This window comes from Mesorhizobium sp. M7A.F.Ca.CA.001.04.2.1 (assembly GCF_003998485.1).
Lineage (GTDB): Bacteria > Pseudomonadota > Alphaproteobacteria > Rhizobiales > Rhizobiaceae > Mesorhizobium > Mesorhizobium ciceri.
On the sequence record NZ_RZQT01000070.1, the window covers coordinates 21,761 to 32,227 of the forward strand.

At 62.1% G+C, this 10,467-nt stretch carries 13 protein-coding genes; 4 read left to right on the forward strand and 9 right to left on the reverse strand.

The genetic code is table 11. The features are described from left to right. Window positions 1-46: 46 nt before the first annotated feature. Window positions 47-1,006 (forward strand): LysR substrate-binding domain-containing protein, encoded by a 960-nt coding sequence (locus EN955_RS21425; RefSeq protein WP_024504291.1) that lies wholly within the window; start codon window positions 47-49, stop codon window positions 1,004-1,006. Window positions 1,007-1,102: 96 nt separating this feature from the next. Here the strand turns inward: EN955_RS21425 and EN955_RS21430 are convergent, their stop codons facing one another. After that, on the reverse strand, window positions 1,103-1,615 hold the full coding sequence (locus EN955_RS21430; protein WP_013532473.1) for a DinB family protein: 513 nt from the start codon (window positions 1,613-1,615) through the stop codon (window positions 1,103-1,105). A 59-nt stretch (window positions 1,616-1,674) separates the two neighbouring features. On the opposite strand from EN955_RS21430, the gene EN955_RS21435 reads away from it, so the two are divergent. Further along, window positions 1,675-2,367, forward strand: a complete 693-nt coding sequence (locus EN955_RS21435; RefSeq protein WP_024504292.1) for a glutathione S-transferase family protein — start codon at window positions 1,675-1,677, stop codon at window positions 2,365-2,367. A 17-nt stretch (window positions 2,368-2,384) separates the two neighbouring features. On the opposite strand, the gene EN955_RS21440 is transcribed toward EN955_RS21435, so the two are convergent. After that, complete coding sequence (locus EN955_RS21440) at window positions 2,385-2,642, reverse strand: DUF2934 domain-containing protein (protein WP_013532475.1); 258 nt, start codon at window positions 2,640-2,642, stop codon at window positions 2,385-2,387. 159 nt (window positions 2,643-2,801) lie between these two features. Here EN955_RS21440 and ndk point away from each other — a divergent pair, with 159 nt between their 5' ends. Continuing rightward, window positions 2,802-3,224, forward strand: a complete 423-nt coding sequence (gene ndk, locus EN955_RS21445) for a nucleoside-diphosphate kinase (protein WP_013532476.1) — start codon at window positions 2,802-2,804, stop codon at window positions 3,222-3,224. Window positions 3,225-3,292: 68 nt separating this feature from the next. Here ndk and EN955_RS21450 read toward each other — a convergent pair whose 3' ends face one another. From EN955_RS21450 to EN955_RS21475, 6 genes are all read right to left on the reverse strand, one after another. Further along, window positions 3,293-4,057 carry a YbaY family lipoprotein gene (locus EN955_RS21450; protein WP_013532477.1) on the reverse strand — a complete coding sequence of 255 codons (765 nt, stop codon included), beginning with the start codon at window positions 4,055-4,057 and terminating at the stop codon, window positions 3,293-3,295. A gap of 126 nt (window positions 4,058-4,183) precedes the next feature. Further along, window positions 4,184-4,660, reverse strand: a complete 477-nt coding sequence (locus EN955_RS21455; protein ID WP_024504293.1) for a molybdenum cofactor biosynthesis protein MoaE — start codon at window positions 4,658-4,660, stop codon at window positions 4,184-4,186. Window position 4,661: 1 nt separating this feature from the next. After that, window positions 4,662-4,919, reverse strand: a complete 258-nt coding sequence (gene moaD, locus EN955_RS21460; RefSeq protein ID WP_013532479.1) for a molybdopterin converting factor subunit 1 — start codon at window positions 4,917-4,919, stop codon at window positions 4,662-4,664. 1 nt (window position 4,920) lies between these two features. After that, on the reverse strand, window positions 4,921-5,517 hold the full coding sequence (pgsA, locus tag EN955_RS21465) for a CDP-diacylglycerol--glycerol-3-phosphate 3-phosphatidyltransferase (RefSeq protein WP_013532480.1): 597 nt from the start codon (window positions 5,515-5,517) through the stop codon (window positions 4,921-4,923). A 97-nt stretch (window positions 5,518-5,614) separates the two neighbouring features. Then, window positions 5,615-7,678, reverse strand: a complete 2,064-nt coding sequence (gene uvrC / locus EN955_RS21470) for an excinuclease ABC subunit UvrC (RefSeq protein ID WP_024504294.1) — start codon at window positions 7,676-7,678, stop codon at window positions 5,615-5,617. Beyond that, on the reverse strand, window positions 7,675-8,439 hold the full coding sequence (locus EN955_RS21475; RefSeq protein WP_024504295.1) for an SDR family oxidoreductase: 765 nt from the start codon (window positions 8,437-8,439) through the stop codon (window positions 7,675-7,677). Before EN955_RS21475 ends, uvrC begins: the two co-directional genes overlap by 4 nt. A 413-nt stretch (window positions 8,440-8,852) precedes the next feature. Between EN955_RS21475 and EN955_RS21480 the strand changes: the two genes are divergently transcribed. Next, window positions 8,853-9,515 carry an outer membrane protein gene (locus EN955_RS21480; protein WP_013532483.1) on the forward strand — a complete coding sequence of 221 codons (663 nt, stop codon included), beginning with the start codon at window positions 8,853-8,855 and terminating at the stop codon, window positions 9,513-9,515. Window positions 9,516-9,610: 95 nt separating this feature from the next. Here the strand turns inward: EN955_RS21480 and EN955_RS21485 are convergent, their stop codons facing one another. Continuing rightward, entirely contained in the window at window positions 9,611-10,207 is a 597-nt protein-coding gene (locus tag EN955_RS21485) for a glutathione S-transferase family protein (protein WP_024504296.1), read from the reverse strand. Between the last annotated feature and the right edge of the window lie 260 nt (window positions 10,208-10,467).

A 10,467-nucleotide genomic window follows, 5' to 3' on the forward strand; every position in this document is an offset into this window, starting at 1 on the left:
ATTAGGAATGCTGGTGCTAGTGTAAGCCAAGCTTAAGGTCGAAACCGTGCGTCTGCTCAGTCAGGTCAACCTCAATTCGCTGAAAATCGTGGAAAGTGCTGCAAGGCACGGTAATTTCACGCGCGCCGGTGAAGAACAGTTTATTACCGCTTCAGCGGTCAGCCAGCGCGTGAAAAGCCTGGAGGATCAGCTTCGTTTCAAGATTTTCCAGCGCGGCGGCAATGCGGTGTCGTTGACGCCGGAGGGCGAGACCTATGTCTCGCGCGTTCGCGAGGCGCTGGAGCGAATCGTCGCCGCCAGCATGGAAGCGACCGGGCAATCGCAGGAGCATGTGCTAAAAATATCGGTGCTGCCGACCTTTGCGGCACGCTGGCTGTTTCCGCGCCTGCCGCTGTTCCAGCAGCAATATCCCGATATCGTGATGCGGGTCTCAACCTCCTACGCGACGCATGAGCTCACGGCCTCGGAATTCGATCTCGAAATCCGTTATGGCGACGGTCACTTTCACGGGCTGCAATCCGATCTGCTGTTTCGCGAAGACCTGACACCGGTGTGCAGCCGCAAGCTGTTCCACGAAGTCCTCGGCGACAAGCGGCTGTCGAAGGTGACACCGGACGACCTCAAGCACTTCACCCTGCTGCATTCCGACACCTGCACCCAGAATTGGCAGTCCTGGCTTGGTTTCGCCGGCGCCAGCTTCGTGCTCAGCGAGACCAAGAGCATCTATTTCGACTCGTGCATGATGTCCTACGAGGCAGCCAATTCCGGGATGGGCTTTGCGGTGGCCAACCGTGCCTATATGGCCAGCGACATCCGCGCCGAAAGGCTGGTGGCTCCCTTCGCCGTCCATCATCCGAACACGGCTGGCTGGTATTTTGTCTCTCCGCTGAAAGGCCTTGCCGCACGCAAGGTCCAGTTGTTCAAGCAGTGGGTAATGGCGGAAGCGGCCCTGACCCAGTCCCAGTTGGACAACGAAATCAGGGGCGAGGCTTCGACGGCTGCCTGAATCCATCCGGTGCCTACTGATGCAAAGACGATGCTGCAGCACAAAATGCAGCGATGGTCGGCACAACCTTCGGACTGGCTACGCCAACGCCACCGATCAGGCGAAAGCCCTGCCCTCCTCGGTCCGCTGGAAAAGCATCAGGTCCAACCCCAGGCTTGGCCGTCCCAGGATGGTCAAGATCGTATGCGCCTGGCCGCGATGGTGGGTCTGGTGGTTGAAGACATGGTCCAGCGCCGGCGCCAGCCTTTGCGAGACGGTGCGCATGTCCGAGACGGTCATGTAGGTGAACCGGCCCGTCAACGCCTTGTCATTGAGGCCGCCGACCCAATCGATGATCCGCCTGTCCTCGGCTTCACGCGCCGCCCGCAGGCCGGTCAACCCCCGATGCAGGATAGCGTCCAGTGTCGTCGGCGCGTCGCCCTCCCCGGTGAAGCGCTTCATCCAGATGCGGTCGGCAGTCAAAAGGTGGTTGAGCGTGCCCATCATCGAGCCGAAGAAGGCGCCGACATCGCGGTTGAATTCCTCATCATCGAGTTCGGCGGCGGCATCATAGATGCGACCGTTGGCCCATTGATTATAGGCCGCAAACATCATGAAATGCTGTCTCATGGCTTCCCTCGGCTCGCGTCGATGCGGGGCCTACCTAACCCGCACGGGAGCCGCCGCCAATGACCATTCTGCTTTATGATCTCGTCGGACGCGACAGCACACGTCCGTTCAGCCCGCATTGCTGGAAGGTGGCGATGGCGCTTGCCCATAAGGGGCTCGACATATCAACCGTACCGACGCGCTTTCTCGAGGTGCCCGCTGTCGAGGGCGGCGTTTCGAAAACCGTTCCGGTGATCCGCGACGGCGAGACAGTCCTCGCGGATTCCTTCGCCATCGCGCTCTATCTCGATGAAGCCTATCCGGACCGGCCGACGCTGTTTGGCGGTGAAGGCGGCGAGGCGATGGCGCGCTTCATCGAACGCTGGTCGCAAGTGACCATTCATCCCTACGTGACCACCGCGGCCATCATGGACCTTCATGCCATGCAGGACGCGGAAAACGCCGTCTATTTCCGCCAGAGCCGGGAGCAGCGTCTTGGCAAGAGGCTGGAGGAGGTGACGGCCGCCAGGGAGGCCGGGCTCGACACTTTCAGAGCCTCGCTGGAGCCATTGCGCTCGATGCTCTTCTATCAGCCGTTCATCGGCGGCGCGGCGCCGCTGTTTGGCGACTATATCGTCTTCGGCGCCTTGCAATGGGCGCGCATAGCCTCGCCCTACCAATTGCTCAACGACGGCGACGTGGTGGCGCAGTGGTTCGCCCGCTGCCTCGACCTGCATGGCGGGCTGGGGCGAAAGGTGGCCGCCGCGGCTTGACGCCGTAAAGCAGTAACTTACTTGGCCGCCTTCTTTGGCTTGCCGGCCTTCGTGGCAGCCTTTGCCTCCTTGGGGGCGGCTTTTGGCTTGGCGGCGCCAGCTGCCTTCTTGGTTGGCTTTTTGGCTGCCGACTTGTCCGTGGCGTCCTCCTGGTCGACATCCGCCGCCGCCTGATGCCAATGGCGCTCATGATGTCCAGCCGGCTGGCCCTCTTGCAGCCAGATCTGGTGCGCACGGTTGCGAATGCGTTCCTGACGATCGTCTGTCATGGTCATGTTGTCTCCATACGGCCCGACCTCAGCGCGGCGCCGGCACGCGACTATAGCAAGCAAAGCGTTGCTGTGCAGCCGTCTGATCGGGGGCCCTTGGCAATGGGCCGGGCGGCTTGTATAGAGCCCGCCACTCTCAATTCCATTCTCAGACAAGGACGACCCATGGCGCTCGAACGCACATTTTCCATGATCAAGCCGGACGCAACCCGGCGCAATCTCACCGGCGCCATCACCAGGATGCTGGAAGAGGCAGGCCTGCGCGTCATCGCCTCGCGCCGGGTCTGGATGAGCCGCCGCGAAGCGGAAGGCTTCTATGCCGTCCACAAGGACCGTCCTTTCTTCGGCGAATTGGTTGAATTCATGTCGTCGGCACCGACCGTCGTCCAGGTGCTGGAAGGCGAGAACGCCATTGCCAGGAACCGCGAAGTGATGGGCGCCACGAACCCGGCCAACGCCGCCGAAGGCACCATCCGCAAGGTTCATGCGCTGTCGATCGGCGAAAACTCCGTGCACGGCTCCGACGCACCGGAGACCGCGGCAGAAGAGATCAAGTACTGGTTCTCGGACACCGAGATCGTCGGCTGAGCCGACGATCCAGACCTTGGATTCCGTAAAAAGAAGGCCGGCGTTTCGCCGGCCTTTTTCGTTGGGGGTCAGCTCGCCGCGCTAAAGCGCAGGATCTCGCGGCCATCCTTGCCTGATATGATGAGCTTGCCGGCCTCGACACGGTATGACGCCGCCTTGGCCAGCGCATCGAACAGCGCCTTTTCCTCGGCCATCACCTCTGGCGCACAGGCCTTGTAGGTCGAACCGATGTCTCCGATCACGATCGTTTGCCCATTGACCTTGGCGGTGGCGAAATAGGTGTTGCAGGGGCCGCTGCCGCCCGCCTTGCCGGCCTCGCTGACCCTGAATGTCGCTTGCGGGGCAGCGATGACGCCGATGCCGTCGACATAGTCGACCAGCCAGAGCTGGTCGAAGACCGAAACCGTCGGCTCGGCGTTTGGGGCGACCATCTTCAGCATGATGGTCTGCGGCACGTCGGTCAGCGGATCGACCTGATGGCGCATATCGGAGATGAACAGGAGCTTGTCGTCGACGGTGATGCGGGCTTGCAACGCGTAAGTCATCTGCGACCGGATGACGGAAGGGTCGAATTTGATCTCGAAGCTGATCGGCACCTGGCCGGTCGGCTTCACTTTCTGCTCGCCGATAATGGTGGCCGGCGCATCGGCCAGCGACACATCGGCAAGTTGCACAGAGAGCACGGCACTGGGCGGCAAGGCAATGCGCTCGCGATAGATCACTTCGCCTCTCACTGCCTTTTCGGCGGCAACAGACTGCTCAGGAACGGCCAATATGCCGACGACCAGAGGCACGAAACCGAAGATGAAGAACTCCGCGATCCTGTCCAGCATGACCATCTCCCTCACCCCGGGCTGCCAATGCCCTGGGCTGCCAATGCCACGGGTTGCCAATGCCCAGGCTGACCAATTCCGCCAATTGGCCAAAGGATTGCGGTCAATGCATGGCTGCGGCGGATCTTATTCGGACGCTTTCCAGCGTTGCGCGGCCGTTGCATCGGCTTCCTTGGCCTCAACCCAGCCACCCTCCGAGCCGTCAGCCCGATGCTCCTTCTTCCAGAAGGGCGCGCGCGATTTGAGATAGTCCATGAGAAAATTCGCCGCCTCGAACGCCGCATGGCGGTGCGCGGAGGCTGCCACCACCAGCACGATGTTCTCGCCGGGCGCGATCTTCCCGTGGCGGTGGATGGCGGTGAGCCCCTGCAACGGCCAACGCTCGACCGCTTCAGCAGCGATGCGGGCGATTTCTGCTTCGGCCATACCGGGATAGTGTTCGAGCTCGAGCGCTGAGAGCGCGCCCTGCTCGTCGCGGCAAAGGCCTGAGAAGCTCACCACGGCGCCGATATCGGCGCGGCCTTGCGTCAGTCTGGCGATTTCGGCCGCGACGTCAAAATCTTGGCGCTGAATGCGCACGACAGGTAAGACCGCGCCGGCCATGTCAGCCCCCGGTCATCGGCGGGAACAGCGCGATTTCGCGGGCGCCCGCGATCTTCTCGCGGTGCTCGACATGCTCCTGGTTGATAGCGACACGGATGACGTCAGGATATTGCAGCGCGTGCTCGTAGCCCTCGCCGCGCGATTTCAGCCAGCGCAGGAGATCGGCGACCGTCTCGATGCCAGCCGGCAAGTCGACGTCTTCCTCGGGCATGCCGATGCGCTCGCGCACCCAGGCAAAATAGATGAGCCGGGTCGTCATCTCACTCGTCCATGATGTGCTTGAGGCCGGCGCGGAAATAGTCGTAGCCGGTGTAGAGTGTGACCAACGCCGCGATCCACAGCAGCACCAGCCCGGTCTGGGTGGTCAGCGGAAAGATCTTGTCGCCGGCCGGTCCGGCCAAGAGGAACGCTATGGCGACCATCTGGATGGCGGTCTTCCATTTTGCCAGCTGCGTCACCGGCACCGAGACTTTCAGCGCCGCCAGATATTCGCGCAGGCCCGAGACGAGGATTTCGCGGCACAGGATGATGATCGCCGCCCACAACGACCAGCCGGCAATGCCCGCATGGCGATCGGTGTCCGCAGCCAGCAGCAGCAGGCAGGTGGCGACCAGCAGCTTGTCAGCGATCGGGTCGAGCATCTTGCCGATGTTGGAGGTCTGTTGCCAGGCGCGCGCCAGATAGCCATCCAGATAATCGGTGATCGAGGCGAGCAGGAAGATGATCAGCGCCGACCACCGGGCAAAGTCGCTCGACTTCAGATGTCCTTCGAGAAAAAAGCACAGCACCACCATCGGCACCGCGACGATGCGGGCGTAGGTGAGCATGTTGGGCAGGTTGAACGCGCGCTTGGCCATATCCGGGAAACTCTTTCTGCCTGCCTACTCAAATCAGAAGCGAATGTGGGGGGTCAACAGGCCAGATTCGACAGGCCAGATGAAAGTGCCAGATTTTTCAACTCTCGTGGAAGTGATTGTAGACCAGTTTCGCCACCTGCTCGGAAATCCCGTCGACTTTCCGCAGATCCTCGATGGCCGCGCGGCTGACCGCCTTGGCGGTGCCGAATGCCAGCAGCAATGCCCGCTTGCGGCCGGGACCGATGCCGCTGATCTCATCAAGTGGGCTCTTGACCATTTCCTTCTTGCGGCGAGCCCGATGCGAGCCGATCGCGAAACGGTGAACCTCATCGCGCAGCCGCTGGACGAAATAGAGCACGGGGTCGCGGACCGGTAGCGAAAACGAGTCCCTGCCTTTGACGAAGAACCGCTCGCGGCCGGCATCGCGGTCCTGGCCCTTGGCGATGCCGATGGCAACCACGCGGTCCTCGATGCCGAGATCCGAAAGGATCTTGCGCACTGCGGTCATCTGGCCCTGGCCACCGTCGATCAGGATGACATCGGGCCAGGCCGGGAAGCTGCCGGAGATATCGTCCTCCATATCGTCTGCCGAACCGTCGGCTGCATCCCCAGCCGGGACATCGCCATGCTCCTTGAGCAACCGCGAAAACCGCCGTTCCATCACCTCGCGCATCATGCCGAAATCGTCGCCAGGCGTGATCTCGGTCGAGCGGATGTTGAATTTCCGGTACTGGTTCTTCACGAACCCCTCCGGTCCGGCAACGACCATGGCGCCGACGGCATTGGTGCCCATGATGTGCGAATTGTCGTAGACCTCGATGCGCACTGGCGGCTTCGGCAGGCCGAATGTCTCGGCGAAACCGGCAAGCAGGCGTCCCTGGGTGGAGGTTTCAGCCAGCCGGCGTCCGAGCGCTTCGCGGGCATTCTGCAAAGCGTTGTCGGTCAGGTCCTTCTTCTCGCCGCGCTGCGGCACGGAGATTGCGACCTTGCGGCCGGCGCGGGTGGAGAGCGCCTCGGCCAGCAATTCCTGATCCTCGACGCCATGCGACAGAAGAATGTTCCGCGGCGTCGGCTTGTCGTCATAGAACTGCGCCAGGAACGAGCCCAGCACCTCGGCTGCTTCCAACGCCGGATCGGCCTTGGGGAAATAGGCGCGGTTGCCCCAGTTCTGGCCGGTGCGGAAGAAGAACACCTGGATGCAGACCTGGCCGCCTTCCTGATGGATGGCGAAGACATCGGCTTCGTCGACGGTCGCCGGATTGATGCCCTGGTGGCTCTGCACATGCGACAGGGCCGCCAACCGGTCGCGATAGATCGCGGCGCGCTCGAAATCGAGAGCTTCCGACGCCTGCTGCATGGCGGCCGAGATTTCCGTCTTCACCTTCTGGCTGCGGCCGGACAAGAAGTCCTTCGCCTCATTGACCAGCTCGGCATAGTCCTGGTGCGAGACCTCGCCGGTGCAGGGACCGGCGCAGCGCTTGATCTGATAAAGCAGGCATGGCCGCGTGCGGTTCTCGTAGAACGAGTTGGTGCAACTGCGCAGCAGAAAGGCGCGCTGCAGCGAGTTGATGGTGCGGCCAACGGCACCGGCCGAAGCAAAGGGACCGAAATAATCGCCTTTGCGCGAGCGCGCGCCGCGATGCTTGTAGATGCCCGGCGAGACATGGTCGCCGGTCAAGAGGATATAGGGAAACGACTTGTCGTCGCGCATCAGGACGTTGAATCGCGGCCGCAAGCGCTTGATAAGATTGGCTTCGAGCAGCAGCGCTTCGATCTCGGTGCGGGTGACGACGAACTCCATCGTCGACGTCTCGCGCACCATGCGGCCGATGCGGGTGGTGTGGAAACGGCCTTGCGCGTAGTTGGTGACGCGCTTCTTCAGGCTGCGTGCCTTGCCGACATAGAGCACATCGCCGGCAGCGTTCATCATGCGGTAGACGCCGGGCGCGTTGGGCAGCCGCTTGACCAGCGTCTGGATCACCTCGGCACCGATCATGCCTTCCGCGTCGCCGGCATGCGGCGTCCAGTCGATGGCGGTGAAGGCGACATCGGGACCGACGGTTTCAACCATCTCCTCGACCGCCTCGTCCTCGAGGTCGATATCGGGAGGCAGATCGTCGGTGCCGCCGCGCGGCTTGCTTTTGTGGTCTACAGGACTCATTCCGTCATGCCTGTCACATCGGGCGTCTGCCACGCAAGATGCTGGCCGCCATCAAGCGCGATCATCTGGCCGGTGACCGAGCGCGCTTCCCAGAGATAGCGGATTGTGGCGCCGAATTCCGGCAATTCCGGGCCGCGCTTGAGGATCAAGCCATCGACTTGGGCTGCAAAATCGCTGTCCTCCTGACGCGCGTTCTTCAATGTCGGCCCCGGGCCGATGGCATTGACGCGGACGCGGGGACCGAGCGCTTGCGCCATCATCTGGGTGGCTGTCCACAGCGTCGATTTGGACAGTGCATAGGAGAAGTAGCGCGGCGTCGGCCGCCAGACGCGCTGGTCTATCATGTTGACGATCAGGCCCTCCCGCCCTGCCGGTAGCGCCCGGGCGAAATTCTGCGCCAGGAGCGCGGGCGCTTTCACATGGACGGCAAAGTGCCGGTCCCAGGCCCGCCAGTCGAAATCGAGAACCGAATCGTCCTCGAACAGCGACGCGTTGTTGACCAGCAGCGAGAGCGGCCCTAGCGCTGCTTGCGCCTCGCCGATAAGGTCATCGATGACGTCCATATCGGTCAGGTCGGCGGCGACCACTGCGGCGCGGCCACCTCCGGCGATGATTTCTGCAGCCAACGCATCGGCCTCGCTGCGCGAGCGGTTGCAATGGATGGCGACGGCAAAACCGTGCGCGGCGAGATCCTCGACGATCGCCCTGCCGATCCGCCTGGCCCCGCCCGTCACCAGCGCCGTGACAGTGGCTTTGCTCATATGGTGTCAATCCTCAATTTCGGCCCGAAAAAGCAGTGCCGGCGAAATATGGCCCGGCATGCGTTAAATGGTGTTCGCACCTTGGGCAGCATTGTGGCGAAACGGCCGTTTGGGCATCTTGGCCCGCCCTGGACTCAGGCGTGCCCGACCGCAATATAGGGTGCTGGAGTCCTTGCACCAAGCGGTGTGCAGCGCAGCACGGGATGGTTCCTGCCATTTCGCTGTTGCGAAGATGCAACGTCAAGGTTCTGCCTCATTTGCGCCGGGGAATGACCCAAGTTCAGGTTCGCTTCAGCCGCATTTTGACACGACATTTGGAACCGACGAACGCCAGATCCGTTTCACCCCCCGGACGGGTCGATGGCGATCGTGAGAAACAAGCCTGTGTCCTGTGGCTTAAGGAGTAAACAACAATGCAAGCCAATCTCAAATTCGCACGGCCGCTGGCCGTTGCGCTCGGGCTCTTCGCCCTCAGCGGAACTGCCTATGCTGCTGACGTGGTTTCGGAAGAGCCGCCGGCACCTGCGCCGATCGCTGAACTTCCCGTCGCTTCGTGGGCCGGCCCCTACGCCGGTCTCAACGTCGGCTATGGCTTCAGCGGCCATACCAAGGAAAAGGATCTGGGTGTTGACAATGTTGACGTCGGCACCAAGGGCTTCGTCGGCAGCGTCTTCGGCGGCTATCAGTGGCAGCAAGAGAACTTCGTCTACGGCGCTGAAGCCGAACTCGGCTACAACGGCGTCAAGGGCGACGATTCTGGCGTCAATTCCAAGGCCGGCTTCGAGGGTTCGTTGCGAGCCCGTCTCGGCTATGCCGTGACCCCGGAAATCCTGCTCTATGGCACCGGCGGTCTCGCCGGAAGAAGCCTGAAGGTCGAAGACGACGTATACGGTTCGGACCGCGCCACGTTGCTCGGCTGGACCGCTGGTCTCGGCACCGACATCAAGCTGACCGACAATGTCTTCGGTCGCGTCGAGTATCGTTACACCGACTTCGGCAGCAAGAGCTTCGATGGCATCGGCAAGGTCAAGGCCACCGACAACCGCGTCACCTTCGGCGTCGGTATGAAGTTCTAAGTCGTTCAAGCCACGACACGAAAAAGCCGGGCCTCGCGCCCGGCTTTTTTTATGCTTGCGTGATTTCCGGGTAAATCTATTCGGGTAATGGGCGGTCAACCGGGAATGCAGGGCTTCAGTTCTGGAAACTTCTCGTCGAAGCGTGCCGCCCACCGCGTCAGCCGGGCGCGACCCTTCTCCCATTTCCCGGCAAAGCGCAGCGCGAGATAGCCAAGGCAGGCGCGCAGCGCCATCTGGCCGGCGGCGATCTTTTTCGGCAGCTTCGGCGGGTTGGCGTTGAGCAGGTCGAGTGCCGCCGTGATCTTCGCCCACTGGCGATCGAGCCAGGGCTGATAGACCATCTCCTCAGGCCGCGTGCGCCGTTCATAGACCATCGACAGCGCACAGTCGCAAATGCCGTCGGCCAATGCCTCCAGCACTTCCGCCTCGAGCCGCTTGTCGGGATTGCGTGGAAAAAGCGCACTCTTCGACAAACGGTTGAGATGCTGGGTGATGGCGCGACTGTCATGGATGGAACGACCGTCGTCGAGCACCAGAACCGGAATCTTGCCGAGCGGGTTGGCGATCATCAAGTCGGCCGGCTTCTCCTCGGTCTTGATCGGCACCAGATCGACAGCGATGCCGGCATAGGCTGCCGCCATTCGTACCTTGGAACTGTAGGGAGAAGACGACGCATAGAGCAGTCTGGGCATGATCCGTTTCCTGTTTTGCAGGCCGGCAGTGTTGACCGATCGGGCGCGATCGGGCAATGGCCAGAAGCGGAAAACCCAGCCGCCAGCGAGCGACGCAGCGGCCAGGGCCGTTTAGCGAGCGCTCCATGAAGACGGTGCTTCATCACCATGGTTGCCGGGATCGCGCGAAGCCGCCAGCCGACTGGCAAGACCGAAGAGCCTCGCGCCGATGTTTCATCACCCGCATGAATGACACGAAAAAAGCCCCACCGGACTCCGCC

What these genes read in the sequence shown, in the direction of transcription:
- moaD (WP_013532479.1), bottom strand. Translation starts at nt 4,919, where the DNA reads ATGACGACCCGGCTCATCTATTTTGCCTGGGTGCGCGAGCGCATCGGC.
- EN955_RS21450 (WP_013532477.1), bottom strand. Translation starts at nt 4,057, where the DNA reads ATGCTGGACAGGATCGCGGAGTTCTTCATCTTCGGTTTCGTGCCTCTG.
- uvrC (WP_024504294.1), bottom strand. Translation starts at nt 7,678, where the DNA reads ATGAGTCCTGTAGACCACAAAAGCAAGCCGCGCGGCGGCACCGACGAT.
- EN955_RS21440 (WP_013532475.1), bottom strand. Translation starts at nt 2,642, where the DNA reads ATGACCATGACAGACGATCGTCAGGAACGCATTCGCAACCGTGCGCAC.
- pgsA (WP_013532480.1), bottom strand. Translation starts at nt 5,517, where the DNA reads ATGGCCAAGCGCGCGTTCAACCTGCCCAACATGCTCACCTACGCCCGC.
- EN955_RS21430 (WP_013532473.1), bottom strand. Translation starts at nt 1,615, where the DNA reads ATGAGACAGCATTTCATGATGTTTGCGGCCTATAATCAATGGGCCAAC.
- EN955_RS21480 (WP_013532483.1), top strand. Translation starts at nt 8,853, where the DNA reads ATGCAAGCCAATCTCAAATTCGCACGGCCGCTGGCCGTTGCGCTCGGG.
- ndk (WP_013532476.1), top strand. Translation starts at nt 2,802, where the DNA reads ATGGCGCTCGAACGCACATTTTCCATGATCAAGCCGGACGCAACCCGG.
- EN955_RS21455 (WP_024504293.1), bottom strand. Translation starts at nt 4,660, where the DNA reads ATGGCCGGCGCGGTCTTACCTGTCGTGCGCATTCAGCGCCAAGATTTT.
- EN955_RS21475 (WP_024504295.1), bottom strand. Translation starts at nt 8,439, where the DNA reads ATGAGCAAAGCCACTGTCACGGCGCTGGTGACGGGCGGGGCCAGGCGG.
- EN955_RS21485 (WP_024504296.1), bottom strand. Translation starts at nt 10,207, where the DNA reads ATGCCCAGACTGCTCTATGCGTCGTCTTCTCCCTACAGTTCCAAGGTA.
- EN955_RS21435 (WP_024504292.1), top strand. Translation starts at nt 1,675, where the DNA reads ATGACCATTCTGCTTTATGATCTCGTCGGACGCGACAGCACACGTCCG.